The organism is Sphingomonas sp. KC8 (assembly GCF_002151445.1).
In the GTDB taxonomy this organism is placed as follows: Bacteria; Pseudomonadota; Alphaproteobacteria; order Sphingomonadales; family Sphingomonadaceae; genus Sphingomonas_E.
Genome location: NZ_CP016306.1, coordinates 2,862,719 through 2,888,273 on the forward strand (window position 1 = coordinate 2,862,719; position 25,555 = coordinate 2,888,273).

Here is a 25,555-nt window from a genome sequence, read left to right on the forward strand (position 1 = left end):
GCGCACCGCTCAGTCATGGCCATCGCAAGAAGCGCTATGTCCGATAAACGCGATTCTCGGACACAAGATTTGGCTTCGCGAGGGGACTGCGCTAGGCTGTTCGTGATGGCACGCGACCTGCTTCCGATCTCGACGAACCTTCCGGCCGACCTGCTCGCCGAGATCGACGGCGCGCGCGATACGCTGGCTGCGTCCAAGGCCGGATCGACCCAGAAAGCCTATGCCTCGGACTGGGACCGCTTCTGGGACTTCTGCGACGCGCGCAACGTCGAGGCGCTGCCGGCGCACCCCGACATCGTCGCGCTGTTCGCCCATGTCGAGGCCGAAGCGGGCATCGCGCCGGTCACGATCGGTCGGCGCGTCGCGGCGATCAACCATCACCATAAGGAAGCGGGTCTCGCCTCGCCGAGCGCGCGCGATGTCGCAGGCGTGATCGCGCAGATGATGGCGGGCGTGCGCCGCAAATATGCGCGCAAGAAGGACCAGAAAGCGCCAGCGGCGGCAGGCGTACTCACGGCCATGCTCGCGACGATTACCGGCATTGGCCTGCGCGCCAAACGCGATCGCGCCATTCTCGCGGTCGGCATGGCGGGGGCGTTTCGCCGTTCCGAAATCGCCGCCATGCTGTTGCCCGATCTCGCCTTCGAGGCATCCGGCGTGCGGATCACGATCCCGCGCTCGAAAGGCGATCAGGACGCGGAAGGCCAGGAGATTGCGATTCCCGAGGGCCGGCATATCCGACCGGTCAGCCTGCTCGGCGAGTGGCTGGAGGTGGCCGATCTGAAGGGGCCCGATCCCGCGACCGGTAAGCCGCGGACAGGCCCGGTGTTCCGCCGGCTGACGCGGGGCGATGCGCTGACAGCCGACCCGATCACCGACAAGACCGTGGCCCGTCTGGTCAAGACTTGCGCTTTGGCTGCAGGGCTCGAACCCGCCCTGTTCTCCGGGCATTCCCTACGCGCGGGCTTCCTGACCGAAGCGGCCGCCAAGCGCGCCAACCTGTTCAAGATGAAAGATCACTCGCGGCATAAGTCGCTCGACACGGTCGCCGGCTATGTCCGCGATGCCGCATTGTTCGACGACCATGCAGGTGAGGAGTTTCTGTGACGCCTGTCGGTCGGGCGGCGCCAGAATGGCAGGCCTATGCCATGCCGAACTATCATGAGGTGATGACGCGGGCGTGCGCCGAACTTCAGCATCACATCCTCGTCGACCCCGCCTATCGTTCGTCGATCTTGACCGATCCCCGCGACCTTCACCAGGCCTTGTTCGCTCAATTCACCCCGCCCGGTTATCCCGAATATGCCGGCACCTACAGAGGCACGGCCGGGACATCGCTCGAGGGACGGCGCATGGGCGCGCCGCAAATCCTCGATCTCAAAAAGAGCTTCGCATTCGAGGAGCCCGAGAAGGTCATTGCGTCGCTTGATTTCATGCTGTCCGAGGTTCGGCGTGAGCTGATCCCGGCACAGGCTGCCACGCCCTATGTGCAGCTGCTGACGTTGACCCATCTGTTTTGCTGGTTCGGCAAAATCCACCCGTTTCTCGATGGCAACGGCCACGTCCAGCGCGCCTTGTTCGCTGCCGCGGCGACCGAGCTGGCAATCCCGCTCGCGCCACGCTTCGCCATCCATCCGCGCCCGTTCGACAGCCTGCTTGCCTGGCCGCTTGAGATGTTCACCCGCGCCGTGCCCGAGCAGCGCGAGCACTTTCTCGCGATGGTCGCCGAATATCTGAGCTCGTGGTTGGCAGGCCCCTTCGATCTGCCCGCGAGCGGTATCGCGCCGTGAAGAGGGTCAAGCCTGTGACGGACCCCGACCAGCTCGTCGCGATCCGGTCTATCCCTGTGGCATTGCCCTGCGCATGAAGGCATCGAATAGCGGAACGGTGAAGGCCGTCTGACCGTATCCCGGCGTGTAAATCATACCTTTTGCCACGAGCGAAGCGCGTACGGGGCCAAAGGACGATGCCTTACGCTGCAAGTGGTCCGCGACGGCGGTCGAGCTGTAGGGACCGGGGCCAAGATCGGCCATTGCCCTCAAATAGCGTTTCTCGGATGGCGTAAGCCGATCGAAGCGGACGCGGAAGAAGCTATCATCAAGCGCCGCGATTGCTGCTGGATGTGCGATGTCCACATCGCTCGTTGTGATCGGACACTGCGCCGCCGCGTCCCAGCTCTGCTTGCCCCACTCTTGCAAGAAATAGGGGTAGTTCTCGGTTACCTCTAAAATGCGGGTGACGGCATCCGGGGTGATGCTGCACTCCTCCGCTTCAATCGGATGAACGAGCGCCGCCGTCGCCGCCGTCGCGTCGAGCGGTCCAATACCGGTGAAGAGGAACAGACGTTCGGCGTAGGATTTAGCTCTACCCATTTGTCCGACTAGTTGCGGCAATCCGGCGCCGACCAAGGTGATCGGGCGGTCGTTTTGCCGTGCCCGGTGCAAGGCGGTGATTAAGGCCGCCAACTCTCGCTCTGCTACATATTGCAGCTCGTCGATGAACAGGACGAGTGCGGTTTCGCGTTCGCCTGCGGCCCGACCGACTAAGTCGACGAGATCGATCAGATCCGCTTCGAGATCGCCATTATCAGCGATACCAATCTCACCTAGGTCCAGGGACGCTTCGAGTTCGCCGTAGCTCAGCTTGAACGCTTTGACGAAGCGCGCCAGCGCGCCCAGACCGCGCTTGGCAAGAGTCATCGCCGCTTGACCTCGATCTAGTTTAAGCAGGGCCGTGCGAAGAGCGGGAACGAGCATGGCCGGCAGCGATTGGCCTTCAGGAGCTTCAATCGGTACGCAAGCGAAGCCCTCGCCTTCGGCGGCGCGGCGCATCTCATTCAGGAGAACGGTTTTCCCAACCCCACGTAGACCAGTCAGGATCCGACTCTGTGCCTGGCGTCCGGCGCGAATGCGGTCGAGTGCGATCGCGATGCCTTCTATGATCGCTTCTCGGCCAGCCAACTCGGGTGGCCGACTACCAGCGCCCGGTGCGAAAGGGTTTCTACGAGGGTCCATGGTGAAGGTGTTTATCCAGTTCTAGCCGTTTTGTATAGAACCCATAAAATCTCCTAGAATAGCGACGATGCAATCCCGTCGAAGACCTTCGAAGGCGCCATCCTGGGCAGGAACGCCGGCACTGAGAGGCTTTTGGGCTGCATCGTCCAACAGGATTCGAAACTGATCTCCGCGTGACGACATTGAATATTAGGAATATCATGCTATATCGATATCCTTGATATCCGAATTGGAACGGGCGATGGCGACAACGTACCCCAGCGACCTTAGCACTGTCTCGTTTGAGACGGTGACCGGCACGGCAACCGAAGTGTGCAAGCGGCTAAAGGCGGGCGACGACGATCAGGTCGTCGCGCTCACGCTCGCGCATGGAAATCCGAAACTCGCGCAGGCGCTCGCCCAAGCGGTAGCGCTCATTGCACCGCTCGTCCTGGCGACATTAGGCAAGCAGGAAAAAGACGCAATCGCCAAGATCGTCGACGCGCTGGTCCCATCGATTCCGCTGCCGCTGCACCTGATCCACGAAGCACAGATGAACGCGGAAGCACGGACGGCGGTACTCGAATCCGGCGAGTGGCTGACCGCGTCTCAACTCTCCAAGCTTGCTGGGTTCAGTGGCCAAAATGCCAGCGCCCAGCCCAATAAGTGGAAGCGTGAGGGGCGGATCTTCGCGATCCGCCAAGGCGGAAGCGACTACTATCCGGGCTATGCGCTGGACGCGGACGCCGGCTATCGGCCGATCAAGGGGCTGGCGCCGGTGCTCGCGCGCTTCGGGGATGCGTTGGACGAGTGGGACATCGCGACGTGGTTCGCCTCGGTGAACAGTTTCCTCGGCGGCAGGACGCCGATGGACCTGCTCCGGAGCCAACCGGGACAAGTGCTGGCCGCGGCTGAGGATGAGATTGCCGGCGTGCAGCATGGCTAGGGCGAAGGGTACGCGTGCGCCAGCGTCTTCCGCTATCGCGCATGTAGCCGCTTCGGCTCTTCCAGCTGGCGCGGCTACGGTGCCGATCGCCGTTCCGACACCGCCGCTAAATCTCAACAAGCTGGTGAGACGGGTTTCCTGGCCGAAGGCGGACATAATCCATCGGGTTCATCCCGACAAATATCTCGCCGACCAATTCAATCCTGGCCCAGCTGGCAATGCGCGCTTCAGCCCCATCCTCGATGCCAAGGGCAACTCGATTCCGACAATCTATGGCGGGACGACCTTCGACTGCGCCGCGATGGAGACGGTCTTTCACGATGTCCCTTTCGCGCCTGGGCTCAAGACGCACGCCAAGCGCAAGCTCAAGGCGCATCACTATTCCCAGGTCCTGTCCGTAGCCGATCTCACGCTCGCCGAGCTCACGACAACGTCGCTGCGCAAGCTGGGGATCAAGCGGGCTGAGTTGATCGAGACCGAGAAGAATATCTATCCGCAGACGCGGGCATGGGCAGAAGCGATCCACGCTCAGTGCCCAGATATACAGGGCTATACTGGATATCGCGCCAAGATGATCGGGCCGTGGCGGTTGTCTTGTTCGGCGACCGGCTCAGCCCCAGCCCGCTCACCGTCCACGCGCCCTCAGTCGATATCGTGGCCGATGTCTCCACTTACGCAAACGTCGTGACGCTTGCATCTCGCATTGGCGTCAAGATCACCGGCAAATAAGTGGGCCGGGCGGTTCGGAAGTGGGACCGGACGGCGTCACCGCATTTGCCGTGACGCGCGTCAGTCTTCGAGAGTACGGGCGAACCGCACGACACGTTCGACCTCTACCTCGCTGCCCTTGAGGAGCTCGATTGGTCTCATTCCGTCAAGACCTTCATCGCCCCCAACGAGATACTGCAGAATGGCCCAGCGGGTCGTTTGCGGAGCGGCATTGAGAACCTTCGAGATTCCTGAGAGGATTGCGTTGCCGTCGAACTGAAACACCGGGAACAGCTTCGTCCCATTGTCCTCGACCATCAGCAGTCGGCGATCCTTCACCGCCTTATAGACAGCCTGAATCGTCTTATGTCCGAGCAGTGCGCGCACCTTCTCTGCCGTCAGCGCACCCCCTGCCGCATCGATCAGCCGTCGCTTGAAAGCGATGGCATTGGTGATCCTCTCTGCGGTCTCCGGGTCATCCGTTTCCACCGACGGGATGCCAAGGGCGAGATGAAAGACCAGGCTGGGTACGTCGATGCTGCTGATCGCGGCCGCCTTTGCCGCCGCCGGCATCATTTTGATGATGCGATCGGTACTTGCCACTATGCGGTCGTGGAGGACACGATCCGCATCGATGAAGCGCGAATTTGCTGAACGAACCAATCGATCATTCCTGTTGAGTCCGTTGTCAACGCCGGGGTAAAATTGAGCCCATTTCAACGATGGGCTGCGTTCAAGCCGCAACGGAACGCCTCGTCGCTTTGATGATGCGTCGACGGTCAGAGCGGCTGGTGCAAAGGGAGCCCCTCGCGATGTATAGCGAGTTTAGTGTAGTTTATCGTTTTTCTATAAATTCTCGAATCTCCCCAGATTCTCGGTGCAGCGAGTCGCGAACAAGAACTCCGTGGGGACGGTTCGTATAGAACGAGACGTCCTTTCGCCGATGGGCGACGCTACCATTTATCGAGCCGCTCACGGTTTCATTGAAGGAGGGCCTCTCGTAGCACCGCGAGCCCGGCTTCGTACCTTTTCGGTTTCATTTCCCGGAATTTGCGGATGTTCATCAACTTGAATTGCGGGGCCGGAAGTTCGCAGATCGTAGGCAACGGATAGCATTCCCATGCCGGCTCTCCTGCTTCGAAACTCTCGAGGAATCTTCGATCATCGCCGTCCAGGGATGCGTGTATCTTGTGCACCAAGCGATCAAGCGTTTGAACATGATCATCATAGGTGAAAGGCTCGAAGGGCATTCCCTCGAATTGCGCCTTGAATGTCGCGCCCTGATCCTTTCGGCTCGGCCGAATAAGCTCGGCGACCGGACGCCCGTGGCTTACGACGGCGGCAACGAAGCCGTAGCGCACCTCGTCCACGAGTCCTTCCCTATCCAGCAACCGCTTCACGTCGAACAAATCGCGCGGATGCTGCCGGTCAAGCGCGGCGCAAATCTTGCCGCCGAAAAGCTCGCCGTGCGAGAGGCATCGCGCTTCGACGAATGCTTCAAATCTCTCCTGCACAAGGTCGGAGCATGGCAGGTCGCGGAGGGGAAGGAGATGGCCGCGCAGGGTGGGGTTCACCTCAACCTTGATCTGGGTCTTGCCGCGCTGGCAGTTGAGCTTGACCTCCATCCCTTCCTGGCCCTGGCGTGCCTGGGTCACGCGGGTCGGCGGCAGACGGCGCTCGATTTCCGCCTTGATCCTGGCGAGAGCCTCACCGATCGCACGCAAGGATGCTGCCCTGTCATGAACAGGGAGGTAGGTCAGATCGATGTCGACCGACAGCCGCGGGAGATCCCATTCGAACAGGTTGATCGCCGTGCCGCCCTTCAACGCGAACACCGGCTCGGCCATGACCAGCGGCAGGACGTCCAGCAGGAGACGGACCTGGTCGCGATATTGGTCAGTTGCCACTCGAAACAAGCTCCCTGGGAAGGAGCAGCCTGTATTTCGGGACATAGCGCCCCATTTTCGCAAGGCTGCGATCACCCGAGCCCAAGCCTATCTGCTCCACCTTCAGATGCCGCATGACAGGGAGATCCGCCCGTTCCGCAAGGTAGAGGAACAGCCGCCGGACCTTCACCGAAGTGCACGCCTCGAGCAGGGATTGCATGAGCTTGGGGCGAAGCGACGTCATGCCCTCGACGATCTGGCCGGCTTCGACGAGATCGAATTCCTTGGGCGCAAGGTGAAGCAACTCCAATATGGCCCGCTCAGGCGTAGCGGTCGTCAATGGATAGCCTTCCGAGGTTCGCTGCTCGGTGAGGCCTAGATCGCTCGGGAGAAGCTTGCTTTGCATATGCCGGACCATCTCCCCCCAATGCGTGTGAAACCACGCCGGCAGAACCACGTGCAGCGGCGAAAAGAGATAGGCCCGGCTTTCTCCGAAGCGCACATATTGGCTGTTCCCTGTCATTTCGAGCGCCGTCAGGGCACCGACATGGACCGGCAGTTTCAACTGCGACTGAACGCTGTAGAACGCTCCCTGCCAGGTTACGGTTTCCATCGGGCGCTTGAATACGCCGCGGCCAAGGGAGACCAGCCACTGCGAGGCGGTGTAGTTCTGCAGGTCTTGCGCCGTCAGACCGAGCGCCTTCAGATGCGGGCTGGTCGCCACCGTGTGTGGCTCCCATGCATCGAGCAATGACCTCAATTTATCGGTTCTAGATACCTTCATGGCATATCTATAGCATAAATTTCAAGGTTGCTCAATCCCTCGGAATTTCCTGTGCTAACATGCCAACGATATATCGGTGCCGTATAAACCAATGCACCGGGTGTCTCGACACTTATCCTAGCGGCATCACCCTGCGCATGAACGCATCGAACAACGGAACCGTGAACGCCGTATCTCCGTGGGCAGGACTATAGAGCATGCCCTTAGCAATCAGGCTGTTTCGTGTAGGCGCTACACTCGAGACCTTCACTCCCAAGCCTTCGGCGACATCTCCGGACCTGTGTGGACCAGCGCCCAGAGCTGCCATCGCGCGCAGATAGCGTTTTTCCGCTGGGGTCAGACGATCGAACCGCACGCGAAAGAAACTGGCGTCCAGTTCAGCGAGTGCGCTGCGCGTTGCTGCTGCAACATCCTCCTGGGAGATCGGTGAAGCATCAGCAGCATCCCAACTATGCTTTCCCCATTCCTGAAGGAAATACGGATAACCCATCGCTTGCTCGCGGATCGCCTCCAGCGCCGCATCGTCGATGGCTTCGCCTTCCCGCTCTATCGGAAGACGAATTGCGTCGCGAGCTGCGGCATCGTCGAGCGGACCGACCGAAACGAATTCGAAGAGTCGCTCCGCGTAGGATTTAGCCCGGCCCATTTGGCCTAGAAGCTGTGGCAGCCCTGCAGCTATCATGGTGACAGGGAGCTGCCTTTGGCTGGCCCGGTGAAGGGCGCTGATCAAGGCCGCCAACTGTTCCTCCGGAACATATTGTAGCTCATCGATGACCAGGACGACGGCCGACCCTTTTTCTCTCGCCGCTTCGCCGATCGCGACGATCAGGTCGGCGAGATCGGCTTCGAGGTCACCGCTGTCGGCGAGCCCTGGCTCGACATCGAAATCGAGCCCGACTTCGAGATCGTCATATTTGACTTTGAGCTTCGCAAATCCGGCCAACGCACGAAGCGCGCGCTTTACGCCTTCCGAAGCCTGTTTCATGCGATCAAGCCTCAGCAGCGCGGCCCTGAGCGCGGGCGCCAGAATGCCGGGAAGTGAACGGTTCTCGGGCGCCTCGATCGCGACGATCGCTATGCCCTCTCCCTCAGCGGCGTCTCGCATCGCCGTCAGCAAAACAGTCTTACCGACGCCGCGCAAGCCGTAAAGGACGCTGGGCCGCGCTGCCCGCCCCGCACGAATTCGGTCGAGAGCAACCGCATTGCGTTCAAGCAGCGCATCACGTCCGGCAAGCTCTGGAGGGCGAGTCCCTGCACCGGGCGCAAAAGGGTTCCGTCGGGCATCCATAGCGAGGTTATGGCAGTTTATGATTTTTCTGTAAACTCGATAATCTCGCTATATCTTATCCAACCCGTTGCGAACAAACTTCGAACGCTGTATTAAATCGGCTGTCCGGAGCTTTCGATATGTACGACCTGAGAACCTACCTCGCGACGAAGGACCTCCCAGGCGGTCCGATCTACATCGAAGAGCACTTCACAGCAGAGTATCAGCTGATGAACCCTCAGGTCGCTGATAAAAGTGATGATAGACCGCTCACACCTGGCAGAGCAATCGGAGGCCTCATCTCGTTGGTGTTGCTAGTAGGAACTGGCGTCTATCTGTTCGTGGCCTGGTGATTTTCTCATTCATTTCCTAAGATCAGGATCGGTGAAAAATCCGCGGTTCTGATCCCGATTTACTTCCGACTGCAAATCGACGGTTGCGCCAGCTCGATTGGATCGGGCGGCCTCTGCCGTAGCTCTGTCGTCGTTCAGCCTGGCCCGACCCTCGTCGATGATTCTTGCGGCGGCATTTGGATCGCCGCCCGGGCTGCCGCTGCCAAGCCGATCAACCCCGTGCGGGCGATAAGACGCTCGGACATCCCCAGGCCCTCCTACATCCGTGCGGCGCACGTCGACCAAATTTGGCTCGGAGATGCTGCCCTGGATTTCATTCCAAAGTGCGTCGCGTTTTTCCTGAGACCATTGCTGGATCATCTGCGACCTGACAGCACGTTGCTGATCGGTCAGGTTCGTCGCCCATAGTTCTGGCGCGTCCAGATTCGGGTGCAGCAGCTGTTGCTGCCGGTACCACTGCGCAAGGTCCTGGCTCAGATTCTCGCTGAGTTGCATCCCGTGCGTTTCAGCGAAGCTGGCGTCGCGCGAGAGTGACTCGGACAGCTCCTCCATTTTGCGTGCCGCTTCCGTGTAGGAGCGTGCCCGAGCAAGGGCATCCTCGGTGCTTTGCGAGGAAGAGGACGTTGCGGAAGACCGGCTGAACACGCCCGACCGTTCGTAAGTGCCGTCGGAGGTGGATGCTCCGGTACCGCTCGAGTGTTCATCGCGGACGCCGCTCGACGAGGAGCTAGAAGAGTCAGTAGATTTGCTCGAATCCGTCCCGTACCGCAGATTGTCCGTTTGAGTACCGGTCTTGTTGACACTGACCGTGCCACTGACGTTTGGCAGCAGGCTGCCCAATCGGCCCTTCCCGCCAGTAGCTCCGCGCCCGGCACCACCAAGCGCCCCTCCAAGCGAACCGGCGATTTGATCTGTCGTCCCAGCTTGCCGATCGTGACCTTCAGAGATCCGCTGGCTCTGGCCGCTCGATGTGCGCTCTTCCATCCCCTGCGAGCTTGAGCCGGTCGACCGGTCAAACTTCTCGACGTTGGTATTTGCGGAACTACCTGCACCAGATTCGAAGCCCGAAGAGCGTTCTGTCGAGGTTCCAAAGGCGCTGCGGTTGGTATGCGTGCTGGTCAGGATCTCCTGTGCGGCATTCTCGAACGCCTGCGCCTGGCGATGCGCTTCGCTCGCCATCTCCCGCCACTCCGCCACCGTTCCGGAGTTCATCGTCGGCGTGAACCCTAGCCGCGAGATCGCGCCGCTGGTGTCGAACACCTCCTGGCCATTGCCGAAGCCAGATACGACGGCACCGTTATCCTGGCGCCAGCCGACGCTGGTCGCGCCGCCCATGTAGCTCGGCGCCGTCGTCCATTGATCGCTCTGACGCATGTTCGACGTGGAATTCGCCCAGCTCACATTCCCATAGGAATAATTGCCCGTCGTCTGTTCGAGTGCGGCCGCCTCAGCGGCATTTTGCGCGGGCGCGAGCATCGACGTCGCCTGCCCTGCAATCGACATAGCTCCCCTCGCCAAGCCGGCAGCGAGGAATGGTATACTCATCAGCATGAACCCGGCGATCGTCGCTGTCTCGCCGTTCACCGCACCGATGCCGGCATAGGTGCCGAGCGTCACGCCGCCACCGGCAACACCGGCCGCGGCCGCCTCCGCCCTCGTCATGCAGATCATATGGAGAATGACGTACAGCGGTCCCCATGCGGCGAGGTAGAAGAACCCCATCGCGTAGCCCTTCAACGTCGTCAGCCCCGTTTGGGGCATGAGGAACAACGGGAAGATCACCGGGAACATCGCAAAGAAGACAACCGTCAGCACGATGTTCAGGATCGGCACCCAGGCCATCGCCTGCTGAGCGATCGAATTGTAGGTGTTGCGCGCCTGTATGTCCGCGCGCGTCTGCGCGAAGGTATCGATCGTCGCCGCGCCAGACCCGCCCGCCATGCTGTTTCGTGCTTGCATGAAAGCGTTGATCGCCGTGTTCTGTCGCATGGAGTCAGAATAGTTGCTGGCCGATCCAGTGAAGGCAGCATTCGCGATCGGCAGATCGTGCTTGAGCTTGTCGGCCGCGAGCGTGTTGCTCAGCTTGGGATAGAGTTCCTTGCCCCAAAGCGGCGTGTTTGCCTCAATCATCGGCGCCCATTGGGCGTTGAGCATATCGTAGGCCTGCCGGCAGGTGACGATCGCGCTGTTCACTGTACCGTCGCCCTGCCGCTCAAGCCACTCCTGCGAGCGAGCTTCCGATCCTGGCCCAATGTCCGCCCACAGGTCTTTCGACTGAGCAAGGACGGTGAGCGATTTGCGGTAAAGCATCACATCGCCGAACAGGCATTTTTTGAAGTGCTCTTCCAGGTTCGTCGAGAACTCAGCATCGCGAATGACGAAGTTGCGGGTCGCATCGTACAGGCGAGCACCGTAGATCATGCCATTGCTCGAGTAATTGAGCTCGCCCGGCATGACGAAGACAGTCTCGGCGGTTCGGGTCAGCCAATCGCCAATCTGGGTGGTGAAACTCGCGAGCACCCCGAGACCGAGCGGCACGTTCGCGACCGTCGCCGGTGCCAGCGACGGATTGATCCGGTCGGTCACCTTCACGTCGATCGTCGGCACCATCAGGCAAAGGTAGATCAGCGTCGATTGCAGGAACCAGTTCAGCCAGACTCGAAAGTTGAGCGTGAACGCGACGACAAGCAGCGAGTAGATCAGGCCCATCACCATCACGACGCGGAGCAGGGATCGATATCCTCCGCCCCCCGACCAGGCAGCGACGGCGTTGAAGGTATTGACGAGGTACTCGCCACCCCCAACCGTGAAGACCTCCACCATCGCCGCAGCTCCCCTGGCCTAGTTCAGCCCTTGCGCATTGAGCCCGCGCGAGAAATTGAGCGCGGACGACATCCCCGGCGTCATCGAGTTCTGGAGGGTGGACTCGAGCATGATGCTGCGATCGATGATCTGCATGGTGACCTGCAGCTTGTTCGAGAGCTTTACATCCCGCTGGGCGAACTTCTGGCGCGTCGCAGCAATCTGCTGCTTCCACTGATTGGCGGTGGCCTGGTCAAACGTCTGATAATGCGTCTGAGCCTGCTCAACGCGGTCGAGCATGTTGTCCAGCATAGCAGCCAGCAGATCGACGGCCACGATCTCGGAAAGGGTCTCGATCTCGCCGTCGGTCAGCGCGTAGTGCGCGTAAGCCTGGACCGCGAGGATCTTGTAGATCGGGACAGTCGCGATGTTCAGAAGCTGCTTTTCGGCCGCATCGAGCGCGGTATCCGTGCGGATCTTGCTGCTCATCGATTTGATCATGCCGGCGATCCGCGGCCGGAGCGCGGACGATGCCGGCACAGTCAGGGTCTGCTCACCGACATCATAGCAATCGGTGTCATTGCATTTGAGCATCTTGACCGCCGGTGCGTTGGCTGTGCCATCGAGCAGCGCCGTGACAACGGCTTCCTCCGCCGGACCGAACATCACAACCTTGCCACCAACGGATGGGTCGGTGGAAGGCTGGGTGACGACCGTGCCGACCAGCGTCATGATGTATTCGGAGAAAGACTGGTCGAAAGCGCCGAACTTGGCCGACTTCTTTAACGCTTCCCAGGTGTAGTTGTGAGGCTCGCCAACCAGCTGATCCTTCATGTTGGCGTCGGTGTTGCCGGCGATCGTGGCGTCCCGTTTGTTGCCATTGTTGCAGCCCTGGCGGGACGCGGCCCAATCCGAAAAAACGCCCTGGCTGTTGCCGACCGCTTCGCAGATCGTCGAGCGGGTGGAGTCCATCTGCGGCCAGATGCCGCCGACCAGCGCCTGCGCGGTTTCGCAGCTCGAGATGTTCATCTGATTGAGGAGCTGGGCCTTCTGGCTGAACTCATCCATCACTTTTCCGATTTCCGGCGACACGGAATCGATGGCGAGCTTGAAGGCAAAACCGAGCGCATTGTTCGCGGTCGCCTTCAGCATCGCGACGATTTCGGAGGCGTTGATGAAGGAGAAACTGCCGCTGAAGAGATCGATGCCGCCGCAGCCGGCGCGTGCGCTCGGCAGCTGCAGATTGAACGGCGATACGCTCTTCTGGGGAAAGCGCGTCCAGACGTTGCCGAGCGAATAATAGCCGGCCGATTGCCCCTGGAAAGCCGTTGGTCCGGTGACATTGGCGGCACCGCCGGCGTCGTTGAAGAAGCCGTTCATCTGCGAGGCGACGTCCGCACGGGCCACGCCGATGAAAGCGAAATGCGACGCGGCAACCATCGCCAGGCACGCCGCTACTCTTCTGCCGAACGGGCGCCGCCGGCCCTGCTCTGGTGTCTGCTCCATCAATAGTCGCTCCCCACCTTGGTGTTGGTCAGCATGAAGATGCGATCCATGATCTCGTCGGCGCTGAGCACGCCGTATCCGACCGGGATCGTCCGCTTCGTCTGGGTGTCGAACAGCACAAGCGCTGGCGTCTCGTTGCCGGGCACGCCCATCCGGGCTCGTTGGCCGGAATCGACCACATAGTTGGGGAATTCCCTGTTCGGGCCGCCGTCCATTGAGACGGCCATCACCGTCATCCTGTGGCTGTCGGTGACCGAGCGCAGGATCGGCGCGAACACCTCGCAGGCGCCGCAGCTCTGCGCGTAGAAATAGAACAAGCCATACCGATGGCCGAGGTTGGTCAGGACCGCATCCCGGTCCGCCTTGCGGTTGTCGAGCCAGAGGCGTTTGCCGAGCGTCGAGACCGGCCGCTGCAGCGTGTAGTCGAGATCGGGGTTCTGCCAGAGTGCCCGCTGCCAGGTGTCCGAGAATGTTGATGCGCGGTCGAGCTGCTCACGCTGGAAACGAACATAGGCAATGACGTTGGCCTCGGTCGGCTCGAGGATCGCGCGCGCCTTGAGTTCATCGAGCTGCTTGGTGATCGATGCGATCCGGTCGGCCGCGCTCGTCTGCGGTTCGGGCGTCGTGCTGGACGGGGCGTCGGCCGGCTTGGGCCTCACGCAGTAGAACCACTGGCCGAGCTTGCGCTCCCCACAATAGAATTCGTCGGGCACGTCCTGCTCGATCGCCTCGCGGGCGCCCGCAGTCTCTTGCGCCCTGAGCGGCACCGCCGCGCCGATCGGCGACCCGGCCAGCAGCAGCATCGAAAGCCTAGCGAGCCTTTTCATCGCTGGACGTCCCTTCGTCGAATGGAGCAGATTGCGCGGAGGAGGAAGGATGTTGCGGGTGGGCAGTTTGGCCGTCCCAGGCTGCGAGGTGGATGCAGCAGTCGAAGTCGCTTGGGGCGGTAGCAGCTCTGCAGCCGTGGGCTTTTACTGGCGCCGCATGCGGTGAAGCTGCCAGCAACGCGATCAGCGCCGGCAGCTCAATTATCGAGATTGCCATGTTCCAACTCCTCTCTGGTGAGTTTCAGCATGGCCAGCATCAGCGCGACGTCGATCAGCCGCGTTCCTTGATCGAGCAGCTGAATGATGCCCCTGACGAGGAGGCACGCAGCCCGCCGTCCTGCTTCGGCTGGCAACAACTTGTCGCCATCCGCGATGAGCCAGCCCCTGGCCCCCATCTTTAATATGGCCCTGCTCAGGACCTTTCTTGGGACGGCGCATTCGAACCCGGCAGTGATGGTCTCGACCACGTCTGCGAACCGCAGCGGCCGTTCCGCACGATAAACGGCGAGGAAGATCGCGAGCTCGAGCACCGTCATGTCCCACTCGTAGGTGAGGTCCGCAGTCGAGACGGAGGGGTCATTTGCCGTGAATGTCATAATAGGCCTGAATCTTGTCCTGAATGTCGGACATTGTCTGGACCTCATCGGGCAGCTTCGCTGCGTCCATGAAGTCCGAGTAAACGTCGGTGAAATCCATCACCGACAGATCGAGCCTCGCGAACTCGTCGACCGTGAAGCCCTGACACTGCTCCTTTTTCGCGCTGCCCCATGGCTTGCCGAGCTGTGGGCGCCCCTGCTCTTGCAGGACGCGCGAAAGCTTGCTCTCGAAGCAGCAATAGGCGGTGCGTTTGGTCGAGCAGATTCCGAGAAAGCTCGACGAGCAATAGCTGCCGAGGTTGTGGCAAAGGCCCATCCGGTCCTTGATATCGAGTTTCATCTCGTCCTGACTGCAAGCAAACAGGACGAGAAACGGCGTGGCGAAGGCGGCGATCGCCGCCGGCCCGCCCGCGAGCGCAGCAGCACCAGCACCCAGCGGCACGAGGCCCGACACCTTGCCCGCGCAGCAGTTGATCAGGCCGAACACAGGCTTGTGGCACGTTTCGCGTTTGCCCGTGAAAACCTTGAAGTCGGCCTCGTTGAATTCTTTGCCGGCTTGATCGAGCGCATGAAGTCCGACGAGCGCGTCCCTGAATTCGGTCGACGCCTCGCGGACGATCGGCTCGCAATCGCCGTTGACGCAGTAGACATCATCCCCGCAAATATATTGCTTGTCGCCCCCGATGGGGCTCGATGGGGTCGGGCAGCGGTAGACTTCCTCCGCGACCTTGCAGGGCCCGCTCTGCGGGTCATCCAGGCAATCTTCACGGAGGAAGGTGCAGGACCGATTGCCCTCCAAATCCCCGCAATCGTTGCCCGCCGACATGACGTTGCAGGTGAAGTTGCGTTTCCACGCCCAGCACGATTGCGTGACAGGTACGCCATCGATGATCCGGGTCTCGGGGCCTTCTGTGCAGACTTCCCCGGCCGGATCAGCCGTGCACATCGTATCGCCGGCCATGGCTCCGCAACCATCAACCCTTTTGGTCGTCACCTGCGTTTCGGTCGTCTTGGCGTGCCAGCCTTGACCCGTGATCGGGCTTGGAAGGAGGGAGAGATCGGTCAGATTCTCAGAGCAGACATATTCGGTCGCGTAATAGTCGTCGCAGAACTTGTTGGTCGAAACGCCATAAATCCTGTGGGCCTGACAAGCCTGCATCGCGACGCCGGTTGGTCGGCAGACACCTGCAGCCAGATGCGGCGCCATCGCGTCATATCGAGCAAAGGGCGTGCCGTACGCTCCGTTTGGCACGACGAAAAACTTGTACGCGTCGACTGTCGTGGTCTCGGGCACCATGGTGATCGAGCATGATCGCGGCTCCTGCTCGATCTTGGTTCCTTGGTTGCATGTGGCTTCATAATATCCGTTCGTTCCCGAACCCGGCGGAAGGGGCGTGCAGCTTCCGCTGGTGCTGTTGTACGCCTCGCCCGCGAGATAGGCCGACGGGTCGTTTTCGACGGTCGTTGCGCGGTTCGTCGTTGCCAGGATCTCGGCGTTGCTGAAGGTCGGGCGGGTGCGATCGGCGTCTGTTGTGACCCGGTAGCTTTGGTCTGAAGACTTCTGCGCCTGGGCATCCGCGACGAGTTTGTCCGGATCGTTATAATAGGTCGTCTGTGGCTGGCTGGTGCCTGTATATCCCGGAACGGCCGCAGCCTGCGCGTCGCTGGACGGAACCAGCGAGGAATCGTTCCGCTTCTCTTGCGCCATCGCCCTGCCCTCGGCGCGGGCCTGGTCGACGGTCATGTCTTGCGCGCCGACGGGCTCGGTCATGAGCAGCAGGGCGCACAGTCCGCCCAGGAGGAGGCGGGCGATCATTGCCGGTCGCGCTTCAGGTTGGAGAGCGCCACCGCCGCTACGCGAGCGCCCGGGCCGCTGCCGTCCGCAAAGGTCGAGAGCGCATATGCGACCGTCACGTTACCGATCATGCGATCATAGGGCGGCACCTTGGTCTGACAGGAGAAGCCGGCGCACAGATCGAAGTCCGACGAGACCGTGATGTAGGTCGGAACGGCCTGCACATCGAACGCACGAAAAAGTCGGGGATCGATGCCGATGCTGGCGAACTGCCCCTTGTCGACGACCTTGCCGAGCCGTGCGACGAACTCCTTTGCCGAATTGTTCGGAAAGCCCCTGAACACAACCACGCCGCCGGCGCTCGATGTATCGCGCACGAGCTGCTTCAATGTCGCGTCCGGCATCGACAGGCTGGCGAATACGATGAATTGCGGCGCCTCTCCGCCCTTCGCGCTCGCATTCTGGGCAGCGCCCTTGACGATTTCATCGAAATCGACCGGCCCGGCCGGACCCTTCGGAAGCCAGATCGTCGCAACCTTGCGCATATTTTCGGTGCCGCCGTCGCGGACTTGAGCGGCCTCTTCCCTGAACTGGTCGCCCCTGTCCTTGACCTGGTCGACGAACGCTTGCGCCTCTGCGGCGAGGTCGGCCGAGCGCTTCTTGACCGCCTGGACGTCGACACCATCGACGGTCTGGGCGAGCAGCGCGGACACACCGGCGGTGCCCAGGGCTGCGAGGATGCCGATGGTGAGATAGCGCATCGTCAGACCCCTAGAGCACGCAGCAATTGCGCTTGCGCCAGACGAGGTAGCCCATGTCCTCGCCACCGGCGGGATAGGCACGACCCGCGTCGGGCGGCATGGTGGAGGCGCCGATCGCGGAACAGGCGAAACGCCCGCTCACGGTCGGGATCGGATTGACCATTTGGAAGCGGTACTGCTGCTTCCGCATGATCGGCATGAGGTACTTCTTGCAGAGCCCGGCCGAGCCCATCGTCCCCCAGGCAAGCGCTTCACGGTGCATCTTGAAAGCGAACCGCGAAAGCGCGAGCCGTGAGGATTGGACGTGACCGATCGAGGAAGGGATGTTGCCGTTGAGCGGATACATCGAGCCCTGGCAGCCGGCGCACCAGAATAGCGGATCGAGCGGCAGATGGACGGTGCCGGCGATACAGTCGCCAGCGCAGGCGGCCTGGGCGATTGGGTTGGCGAAGACGATGGCCTCGGGATTGATGAGCGCTGCCAGCGAATCATCCTGCCAAAGCGGATCGACCTCGGTCATATAGGCGATGTCGAACGACGCCTGTTCGAAACAGGCGAAGTCGGTCAGGATCTCCATCCAGTAGAGCAGCGGATAAACGTACCAATGGACATGCCATTTGGCCGTGCTCTGGGACCGTCCGCCCACCATGGATGGTCCGGTCAGATAGCCCTGCCCGATGTCGAACCCCGGCGCGATCCGGATGCCGCCGAGATTGGGAAAGCACCACGGCTTCATCGTCACGTCCGCAAGGCGCGCCGGCTCCCAGAAGCCGACCGATATGCCGATGCGCGGGAGCGGGTCGGCGCAGGCGCAGATCGGCGATGCGGGATTGCTGGGGTCGGGGCGGCTGCTTGGCCAGATCTTCAGCGCGCCGACAGATAGCGGAAAGAGGCAGGACCAGCAGACATCGGTGATCGGATTGACAAACTTCCCATTGCAGGTCGGGCCGGCCGCAGTTGCCGGCGACGACAGCGCGACCATGGCGAGCAAGAATCCGAAGAGGCCGACGATGCGGCGAAGCCACCGGGTCATTCGACGCCTCCGAGGTCATCGAGGAAAGCTCGGTCGGCGCGCTGCTTTCGGAACAGGTAAAGGCATGTGTAAGCGGCGGTCGCGAGCAGGATGAGGGCTGCGCCAATTGGCGCCGCGCGGCCGACCGCGTGGCGCAGAGACGAGAAGAGGCCGACGACGAGGGCGCAGGTGACGCATAGCGCCTGCCAGGTGAACCGCATGCGGCGAAGCTCTGGGGTCTCCGGCGCAGCCATCGGCGTGCAAAGCAGATCGAGCCAAAGCGGCATCAGCCGGCCCTCCCCTTCTTCAGCACCTGCTCGGAGACGCGCATCACGCGGCCGTTCTGCTGCACGACAGCGGGCGTGTGCTCTATGCCGAAACGGGAGGTGAGCTTGCCCTCCTGATCGAAGTAGAACCGGCGCTTCCGGTTCGTCATCTCCTCGATTGGCGACCCGCTGACGAGAATGATCTTGGCATTGAGATCGGTGTACCGGCTCGTGGCCCAGGCAATCTGGTCCGCATCGTCGCCATCGACGAACACGAGTGCCTGCTTGATTGCCACGAAGTCGAGCGGATTGATCCGTTGTCCAGCGCGGCCGATGAGGTTGCCCTTCTGGTCACGAATATCGTGCTCGAGCTGGACTGTCGGATCATAAGTCCAGTCCCTGGTTTCGGTTGCTGGCGAGAGCCCAGCTACAGGGGTTGGTCGCCGAACTTTCGCTTCGACGCGCTTGGCGAACATCTCATTGGTGCGCGCGAGCTCGCCGGTCGCTTCGGCGCGCTTTAGCCGCGCTTCGATCGTCGAAAGCAGATCCGGCTCGATGACCGGAAAGGCCTGGCCCGTCTGTCCATAGTCACGCGCCTCGATGCGCGCAGGGCTCATGATAAAGGCGACGATACCGAGGAGCGCGGCCACTCCGCCAGCGGCAAGCAGCCGCTTCACAGCACAGGCTCCCCGACACCGATAACCTGGCGGCCACAGACGAACCCGATCTCGGCGTAACGACTGTCAAATCCGTCGCGATGGGGAGATCCGGCATAATAGCAGCCGGATGGGATCGCGCCCTTCACGCCCGGCGTCAGCGGCTCGCCGAGCCGCGTGAGCGGCTTAATCCGCCCGACAGGCTTGCCATTGATCGTCACGACCATCCCGCGGTGCTCGACGACATCACCGGGCATGCCGTAGACGATCTTGCCGAACATCTGCGGCTTTGCCCCGAAATGGCGGCGCAGAAGCGCGCTCTGCGGCGGATCGAAGAACACATAGTCGCCGCGGGCCGGCACTTGGTGCCGGCGTATGAGGAAAGCCCAGTTTGGGAGGGAATCGCTCGCGTTGATGAGAAAGACGTGACTATCGCGCCACGCGCTGATCGCGCTCACTGCGCCCGTTCCAACGATGGCGACCCCGAGCAGCGCCCAGAGCCGCTTGCGTGGCCGCCAGCAAGTGATGGGATGCTCATTGGCCGCCGTTGCCATCGGGGCCTCCGAAGGTTGAGACGGAAGGTCCTGGACTCTGACCCTGCACGGTCTGCGGCATCGGCTGTGGTAGCCGCACAGCGGCGGATGGGTCTTGCGGCGAGAGCGCCTGCGCGCCGGCCATCGGGTCGATCTGACCCGGCATTGCCAATGGCGGTTGCCGAGAGGCCGCGAGCGCAGCCTGTGCGGCCGACAACTCTTGCATGCGCTGCAGTTGCTCAACAGATACGCGCTTGGGCTCTGGAACACCGGACGCGAACACCGCCTTTTTCAGGCTCTCCGTGATGTCCGGCACGTTCTTGGTGAGGACCGCCTCGCCGACCAGCACCACTTGCCCGCCCTCGCTCCGGCGCTGCAGCTCCTTGTCGAGCGAGGACATGAAGTCCCGCATCTCGGCCTGGACCCGCTCGGGCGGCAAGCCCGAGAAGCGCTGAGCCTCGACATAATCGCCCACCAGCGCTGACAGCCTGGCCGAGACGATGTGATCTTGCTTCGGCGCCGTGAGCGCGCGCGTGACCCACATGCCCCAGATGAACAGCGCCAACACGATCAGGCCGATGATGATCTGCTGCCGGGTGAAGCCCCCGAAGCCGATCCTGCGCGCTCCGCGCGCGGTCTGAGGCGCGGGAGTGGGTGCGGGTGGGAGGTCGAGTTCGGGTTGCTCAGCCATGGTCGCGGCCCCCTTCCTGCATGCGGTCGGGCAGGATGCGATCCCGGCGGAAGGTGATGACCGCCGCCGAGAGGACCATGTGCGCAATCGCGAAAATGTTGAGAAATGCGCCGGTCCGGGCCTGATCGGCGGCGACATAGCGCGTGGTGAAATTGTTGAGCTGGTGGATGAAGCCGTCGAAGGAAAAGCCGCCGATCGCGAGGAAGAACAGGAAAAACAGCCCCCAGGTGATCAGCAGCGTGCTACCCAGAAATCCAAACCCATGAAGCGTGAAGTAGAGGACGGACTGCCATTCGGCCGCCGCCAGCCTGCCCTTCCGCGCCCTCGCGATCGTCACATCGTCAGCGTTCGTCGCCATGATCCTACTCCGCAGCGATCGCGATCTCGTCCGCATCGACGAGATTGCTCACCCATTTTTCGGGATTGTCGGGAAAGGCGATCCGCTCGATCGCCTCGTCCATGCTCATGCCTTCCGCGATCAGCGCGTCGATCGCAGCGAACGTCCTCGGGCTCGAGGAAAAGAGCGTGGCTGAATAGGGATCGAGCACGAGGCGGCCGACCGCGAGTGTGTCGGGCCCTTTGATCATGATGTCGGAATATTCGAAGCCATTGCGCTTCAGCGATCGCAGAAGGGCGTCGGTGTAATCATCCATCTCGAAGCGGTCGTGCTTCTTGAAGTCCGCGATCGTCTCCGGTTTTTGCTGCAGGATGACGAACCAGTCCGAGTTCTCGAGCGCGGCGATCGAACCGGCCGATTTGTAATAGTCGTTGAGCGACTGGGTCGCGGTGACCAGCGACGCGCCGTATTTCCGGCAGGTGCGAGCATAGGTCTCGATGAAGTCGGCCATCGCACCGCCCCGGAGCATCTGCCACGCTTCGTCGAGCAGAAGCGCCTTGGGGATCGAGCGATCGAGCTTGCGCATCATCTGCTGCGACATGAACATGATCGCGGTCAGCACGACGCTGCGCAGTTCCTCGCGCGCCGAGAGGTCGGACAGCTCGAAGACGGTGAGCTGGGCTTGCAGCTCGAACGACACCTCGCCTTGAAAGAACCGACCGTAGGTGCCCCCCGACGAGAAGGGCCGCATGGCGATGCCGAGATTGGATGCCAGCGGGTTGCCGGTCGCCTCCAGAGCCGCGATCACCCCATCGATCGAACCCTTGCTGCCATGCTCCTCCCAAACCTGGTTGACCGCGCCGTCGATCAGGCCCCGCTCGGTGTCATCGAGCACGTTGATGTGCCGCGACATCTGATTGATGATCGCCTTGAGCATCGCCATGCAATCGAGGAGGTAATCTTCGTCCTCAGCCGCTTGGAGCTCGTCGATCATCGAGAAGGGGTTGAGGCAGAAGCCCGAGCTCATCGTGAATTCGACGAAGGCCCCGCCCTGCAATTTTGCCGAGTGCTCGAACGAGCGGCCGTCGTCGATCACCACCACCTTCGCACCGGCGCCGCAGAGCGAACCGCACAGCTCCTGGAGTGCGACCGACTTCCCAGAACCCGACTTGCCGAAAACCGCGACATTGTGGTTGCCGGCGGCATTCTCGAACGGACTCCAGAAGAAGGGTTGGCCGCGCCGGCCGATCAACAGCAAGTGGGGCACATGGCCGCCCAGATACTCACCCTGAATCGGCGCCAGATTGGCCGCCGTCGTGGTGAGCAGCGTCCGCATCCGCTTCATACGCTCAAGGTCTTTCGACAGACCGTTGGCCATCGTCATCGGCATCGCGCAGAGCAGCCCCATCACCTGCAGGTAGCGGTCGTCGAGTAAGTCCCAGCCTGCAGCGCGGTAGACCGACTTGAGCACGCGCTCGTTGCTGTCGCCCTTGCCCTTGGGCGAGAAGGTGATCTGCCTCCGTCTGAGTGGTCCATCGACTATGATAGTCTGGATCACGAAAGGGACGACGAATGCCGAGCAAGAAGCACAAGCCGGAAGAGATCATCGGCAAGCTGCGTGAAGTTGAGATCGTGCTGGCGCAGGGTGGAACGACGGCCGAAGCCTGCCGGCGCATCGCGGTCACCGAGCAAACCTACTACCGCTGGCGCAAGGAATATGGCGGTCTGAAGACCGACCAGGCGCGGCGGATGAAGGATCTGGAGAAGGAGAATCTGCGGCTTCGCCGGGCGATCTCGGACCTGACGCTGGACAAGCTGATCCTTCAGGAGGCCGCTCGGGGAAACTTCTGAGCCCCGCGCGGCGGCGACGCTGTATCGATCAGTTGCGGCGGGAGTTGCCAGTGTCCGAGCGGCGTATATGCCGGGTGCTCGGGCAACATCGGTCGACGCATCGCAAGGTGCCGCGCGGGGCGGATGATGAGGTGCGGCTCACCGAGGACATTATCGCACTGGCCAAGCAATACGGCCGCTACGGCTATCGCCGGGTGACCGCATTGCTGCGCGATGCCGGCTGGACGGTGAACCGCAAACGCGTTGAGCGGATTTGGCGCAAGGAGGGGTTGAAGGTGCCACAGCGCCAGCCAAAGCGGGGCCGGTTATGGCTGAACGACGGCTCGTGTATCCGGCTCAGGCCGGAATATCCAGGGCATGTCTGGGCCTACGACTTCGTCGAGGGCCGTACGCATGACGGGCGCAAGTTCCGGATCCTCACCATTATCGACGAGGCCAGCCGGGAGTGCCTCGCGCTTATCGTGGCACGCCAGCTCAAGCATGAAGATGTGCTGGCGGCTCTCGCTGACCTGTTCATCGCGCGGGGACCACCGGCTCATATCCGGTCGGACAATGGCGCCGAGTTTATCGCCACTGCCGTGCAGACATGGCTCGCCCAGATCGGCGTGAAGACCTTGTATATCGCGCCCGGTTCACCGTGGGAGAATGGTTATAACGAAAGCTTCAATGGGTCGCTCCGCGACGAACTGCTCAACGGCGAGATCTTCTACAGCCTCGCCGAGGCCAAGGTGCTGATCGAGGCCTGGCGGCGGCATTACAACACCGTTCGCCCGCACAGCAGCCTCGGCTATCGGCCGCCGGCCCCGGAAAGTGCGACACCGCCATTGCCGCCGTCCGGTTCCGCTTCGCTCCACCTACCGTCAGCAATGGCGGCGGAAGCAACAATGCACTAACAATCAAACCGGACCACTCGGTGGGGGCCGATCAGGGGCATCGGCGGCAAAATCGCCGTCCAGCCAGTTCGCCGCGACACCCAGGCGATGCTGGCTATCAGTGGTGACCTTGTGCCTGCGTGTGCGCACTGGCTTGATTCCGTTGATCTTCATCAGCCGCCCGACCCGGCGCTCGCCAATATCGAGCCCGACCTCCTTCAACTCCATCGTCATCCTCGGACGACCGTAGCTGCCAAGGCTCAGGCGGTACTGTTCCCGGATATGGGCCAGCACCTTCATGTCCGTCCGCTCCCGGCGACTGATCGGCCGCGAGCGCCAGGAACGATAGCCGCGCTCACTGACAAGCATGACACGGCAGAGCAGTTCAACGGGCCAACGGTGCCGCCAACTATGCACAAAAGCGAACTTCACGGCCTTTGGCTCGCGAAGAACTGCGTGGCCTTTTTTAGCACTTCCCTCTCCTCCCTGAGCACCCGGTTCTCAAGGCGAAGGCGTTCATTCTCTCGCGCCAGGTCTGCCTGCGGCGCTGAAATCAGATCAGATGGCCGATACTGTGACACCCACTTGCCCAGCGTCGACTTGCCGATCCCCAAATCCGATGCAACCCGGTCGCGCGGCAACCCGCTGGTCAGCGCAATACGCACCGCCTCATGCTTGAACTCTTCGCTATGCTTGATCATCTCGTCGGTCTCCTGTTGCGAGCTCTAATCGCTCAGGTGACCGGCACAAAACCGTTACAAGTCCACACCGCCTGAAGCGCCGTCGTACCGCCAAGCAACGTATCATCCAGCGTCTCTCGGGGGGTGAGGTCCCTGCTCTTCCGATCGAAGCCTTCCATCAGGCCTCTCCCGCTACCGCCGTTTGCGCCCGCACGGACCCGGTTGGTCCGCGTAACCGTGCTCTGATGCGCGTCTGACGCGTCGGGGCTGCACGATCGCGCGAAAGGTCGAGCGGGCCCGGGCGGTTCCAATCCCCTTCCGGACGAATCAGCACATAAGGGTCCTGGCCGATCGCAATGATGTCGTCCGCCTCAGGTAGCGCCGCTTCGAGCTCGACATATTCGACGTCGGAGAAAACGAAGCTCGGCCGCCCCGGGATCGGCCGGAAGCCGAAAAGCCCCCAGAACCGCGTGAGGTCGCTGCGCGAATGCCCATAGGCGCGGCCGTACCCCTTGCGCCGGCAGTAGCTTAGTGCTTCGCGAACCAGTCGGAAGGATAGACGGGAGACGCGGAACTCCTGTCGTACCGCCAAGCGTTCGAGCTTCACGAAGCCTGCGAAATAACGAACGCGAAGGCAGCCTGCCGGCTCCCCGTCGATCTCCCCGATGAAATGGGTGGCGCAAAAGTCGTTGCCGTCGAACTCTTCGTTGAACGGGCATTCCTGCTCAGCCATGTAGGTCGCGGCGCGCACCGAGAAGCACTTCATCATGTCCTCCATCGTGCGCGCAATGCGGATCGAAATCGTATCAGGCGGAGTGACAGCGGCTTTCGCGAGCGGCGGGAGACCCGAACGGGCGGGAAGCACGAGTAGGTCGTCAGCAGCGTCCGGATAGGTCGCCTTGGCTCGGCCGAACCCCATTGCCGGGAAAAGTCGGGCGGTATGTCCCGTGACCGCACGCGTAAAGAGCGGGCAGCCGGCCGGTGCCAACCGGCCCAGCAAGGGTGCAAGCGCACGAAGTGTCGGAGCGAGCGCTGAAGGAGCGTAAATCAGCCAGATGTAGATGGCAGTCGGCGTCTCACCGGGTTTGCAGACGAGCGAGAGGTCCGGTTGCTTGCCGTTGAACCTGTTAGAGGCGAGCTCACGCGCGCCTTCTGCGTTGAGCGGCAGGAAGGCGAGAAAAGCTTGATGCTTGCCTTTGGTTATCTTGCCGACAAGCTGAAAGATTTCCGGATTGTGCACCAGTGCCCGCGCAGCGATCTCATCGGACACAAGGTCGCCAAGCTTCGTGCGGGCATGCCCCAGCGCGTCCATCGCCTCTTGAAGGTTCGCTGGCCGGATCGAAAGCTCGCTCGCGCGCGCAGCACAAAGGCGCATCACCCGATCGGAAAAAGCCATAGGCTGAAAGCCTTTGACAGGCGCGGGCTTGATAGTC

At 61.8% G+C, this 25,555-nt stretch carries 24 protein-coding genes and 2 pseudogenes; 5 read left to right on the top strand and 21 right to left on the bottom strand.

The window, feature by feature from the left end; genetic code table 11:
• Positions 1-105: 105 nt before the first annotated feature.
• Positions 106-1,107 (top strand): site-specific integrase, encoded by a 1,002-nt coding sequence (locus KC8_RS13445; RefSeq protein WP_010124788.1) that lies wholly within the window; start codon positions 106-108, stop codon positions 1,105-1,107.
• A gap of 62 nt (positions 1,108-1,169) precedes the next feature.
• The gene (locus KC8_RS13450; protein WP_232455703.1) at positions 1,170-1,790 is read left to right on the top strand and encodes a Fic family protein; all 621 of its coding nucleotides are present in this window, start codon (positions 1,170-1,172) and stop codon (positions 1,788-1,790) included.
• A gap of 48 nt (positions 1,791-1,838) precedes the next feature.
• Here the strand turns inward: KC8_RS13450 and KC8_RS13455 are convergent, their stop codons facing one another.
• The gene (locus KC8_RS13455) at positions 1,839-2,960 is read right to left on the bottom strand and encodes an ATP-binding protein (RefSeq protein ID WP_010124786.1); all 1,122 of its coding nucleotides are present in this window, start codon (positions 2,958-2,960) and stop codon (positions 1,839-1,841) included.
• A 295-nt stretch (positions 2,961-3,255) separates the two neighbouring features.
• Here KC8_RS13455 and KC8_RS13460 point away from each other — a divergent pair, with 295 nt between their 5' ends.
• Complete coding sequence (locus tag KC8_RS13460; RefSeq protein ID WP_029624420.1) at positions 3,256-3,939, top strand: antitoxin Xre/MbcA/ParS toxin-binding domain-containing protein; 684 nt, start codon at positions 3,256-3,258, stop codon at positions 3,937-3,939.
• 79 nt (positions 3,940-4,018) lie between these two features.
• Positions 4,019-4,627, top strand: coding sequence for an RES family NAD+ phosphorylase (locus tag KC8_RS13465; RefSeq protein ID WP_010124782.1), 609 nt, complete (start codon positions 4,019-4,021; stop codon positions 4,625-4,627).
• A gap of 101 nt (positions 4,628-4,728) precedes the next feature.
• Here KC8_RS13465 and KC8_RS13470 read toward each other — a convergent pair whose 3' ends face one another.
• The 17 genes and pseudogenes from KC8_RS13470 to KC8_RS13555 form a co-directional block, all read right to left on the bottom strand.
• On the bottom strand, positions 4,729-5,310 hold the full coding sequence (locus KC8_RS13470) for a hypothetical protein (RefSeq protein WP_010124780.1): 582 nt from the start codon (positions 5,308-5,310) through the stop codon (positions 4,729-4,731).
• A 317-nt stretch (positions 5,311-5,627) separates the two neighbouring features.
• Entirely contained in the window at positions 5,628-6,554 is a 927-nt protein-coding gene (locus tag KC8_RS13475; RefSeq protein ID WP_010124778.1) for a nucleotidyl transferase AbiEii/AbiGii toxin family protein, read from the bottom strand.
• Positions 6,544-7,317: a type IV toxin-antitoxin system AbiEi family antitoxin gene (locus tag KC8_RS13480; protein ID WP_010124776.1), complete on the bottom strand. Its 774-nt coding sequence runs from the start codon at positions 7,315-7,317 to the stop codon at positions 6,544-6,546. Before KC8_RS13480 ends, KC8_RS13475 begins: the two co-directional genes overlap by 11 nt.
• A gap of 112 nt (positions 7,318-7,429) precedes the next feature.
• Positions 7,430-8,605, bottom strand: a complete 1,176-nt coding sequence (locus KC8_RS13485) for an ATP-binding protein (protein ID WP_010124774.1) — start codon at positions 8,603-8,605, stop codon at positions 7,430-7,432.
• A 341-nt stretch (positions 8,606-8,946) separates the two neighbouring features.
• On the bottom strand, positions 8,947-11,760 hold the full coding sequence (locus KC8_RS13495; protein WP_010124770.1) for a conjugal transfer protein TraG N-terminal domain-containing protein: 2,814 nt from the start codon (positions 11,758-11,760) through the stop codon (positions 8,947-8,949).
• Positions 11,761-11,778: 18 nt separating this feature from the next.
• A complete protein-coding gene (locus tag KC8_RS13500) occupies positions 11,779-13,179 on the bottom strand; it encodes a conjugal transfer protein TraH (protein WP_010124769.1) in 1,401 nt (466 codons plus the stop codon).
• Positions 13,180-13,244: 65 nt separating this feature from the next.
• Positions 13,245-14,048, bottom strand: a complete 804-nt coding sequence (locus KC8_RS13505; protein ID WP_010124767.1) for a conjugal transfer protein TraF — start codon at positions 14,046-14,048, stop codon at positions 13,245-13,247.
• A gap of 221 nt (positions 14,049-14,269) precedes the next feature.
• The gene (locus KC8_RS13510; RefSeq protein WP_029624418.1) at positions 14,270-14,608 is read right to left on the bottom strand and encodes a hypothetical protein; all 339 of its coding nucleotides are present in this window, start codon (positions 14,606-14,608) and stop codon (positions 14,270-14,272) included.
• Positions 14,609-14,648: 40 nt separating this feature from the next.
• Entirely contained in the window at positions 14,649-16,484 is a 1,836-nt protein-coding gene (locus KC8_RS13515) for a conjugal transfer protein TraN (protein WP_010124763.1), read from the bottom strand.
• Positions 16,481-17,224, bottom strand: a complete 744-nt coding sequence (gene trbC, locus KC8_RS13520) for a type-F conjugative transfer system pilin assembly protein TrbC (protein ID WP_010124762.1) — start codon at positions 17,222-17,224, stop codon at positions 16,481-16,483. Before trbC ends, KC8_RS13515 begins: the two co-directional genes overlap by 4 nt.
• Before the next feature lie 10 nt (positions 17,225-17,234).
• Positions 17,235-18,257, bottom strand: coding sequence for a conjugal transfer pilus assembly protein TraU (gene traU, locus KC8_RS13525; RefSeq protein ID WP_010124761.1), 1,023 nt, complete (start codon positions 18,255-18,257; stop codon positions 17,235-17,237).
• The gene (locus KC8_RS13530) at positions 18,254-18,523 is read right to left on the bottom strand and encodes a hypothetical protein (protein ID WP_010124760.1); all 270 of its coding nucleotides are present in this window, start codon (positions 18,521-18,523) and stop codon (positions 18,254-18,256) included. Before KC8_RS13530 ends, traU begins: the two co-directional genes overlap by 4 nt.
• Positions 18,523-19,179 (bottom strand): type-F conjugative transfer system protein TraW, encoded by a 657-nt coding sequence (traW, locus tag KC8_RS13535; RefSeq protein ID WP_010124757.1) that lies wholly within the window; start codon positions 19,177-19,179, stop codon positions 18,523-18,525. Before traW ends, KC8_RS13530 begins: the two co-directional genes overlap by 1 nt.
• On the bottom strand, positions 19,176-19,712 hold the full coding sequence (locus tag KC8_RS13540; RefSeq protein WP_010124755.1) for a S26 family signal peptidase: 537 nt from the start codon (positions 19,710-19,712) through the stop codon (positions 19,176-19,178). The genes traW and KC8_RS13540 overlap by 4 nt, the downstream gene beginning before the upstream one ends.
• The gene (locus KC8_RS13545) at positions 19,693-20,382 is read right to left on the bottom strand and encodes a type-F conjugative transfer system protein TrbI (protein WP_010124753.1); all 690 of its coding nucleotides are present in this window, start codon (positions 20,380-20,382) and stop codon (positions 19,693-19,695) included. Before KC8_RS13545 ends, KC8_RS13540 begins: the two co-directional genes overlap by 20 nt.
• A complete protein-coding gene (locus tag KC8_RS13550; protein WP_010124751.1) occupies positions 20,375-20,740 on the bottom strand; it encodes a hypothetical protein in 366 nt (121 codons plus the stop codon). The genes KC8_RS13545 and KC8_RS13550 overlap by 8 nt, the downstream gene beginning before the upstream one ends.
• 4 nt (positions 20,741-20,744) lie before the next feature.
• Positions 20,745-22,229, bottom strand: a pseudogene (locus KC8_RS13555) (TraG/VirB4 family ATPase); the annotation flags it as partial.
• Positions 22,230-22,291: 62 nt separating this feature from the next.
• Here KC8_RS13555 and KC8_RS13560 point away from each other — a divergent pair.
• Positions 22,292-23,463, top strand: a protein-coding gene (locus KC8_RS13560; protein ID WP_157663893.1) for an IS3 family transposase whose coding sequence is annotated in 2 segments (ribosomal slippage) — positions 22,292-22,556 and positions 22,556-23,463 — 1,173 coding nt in all. Because the reading frame shifts where the segments join, the coding sequence is not laid out codon by codon here.
• A gap of 27 nt (positions 23,464-23,490) precedes the next feature.
• On the opposite strand, the pseudogene KC8_RS13565 reads toward KC8_RS13560, so the two are convergent.
• The 3 genes and pseudogenes from KC8_RS13565 to KC8_RS13570 form a co-directional block, all read right to left on the bottom strand.
• Positions 23,491-24,143 (bottom strand): annotated as a pseudogene (locus tag KC8_RS13565) (transposase); the annotation flags it as partial.
• 32 nt (positions 24,144-24,175) lie between these two features.
• Positions 24,176-24,301: a hypothetical protein gene (locus KC8_RS20535; protein ID WP_257789628.1), complete on the bottom strand. Its 126-nt coding sequence runs from the start codon at positions 24,299-24,301 to the stop codon at positions 24,176-24,178.
• A complete protein-coding gene (locus KC8_RS13570) occupies positions 24,301-25,518 on the bottom strand; it encodes a GNAT family N-acetyltransferase (RefSeq protein ID WP_232455543.1) in 1,218 nt (405 codons plus the stop codon). The genes KC8_RS20535 and KC8_RS13570 overlap by 1 nt, the downstream gene beginning before the upstream one ends.
• Positions 25,519-25,555: the final 37 nt, after the last annotated feature.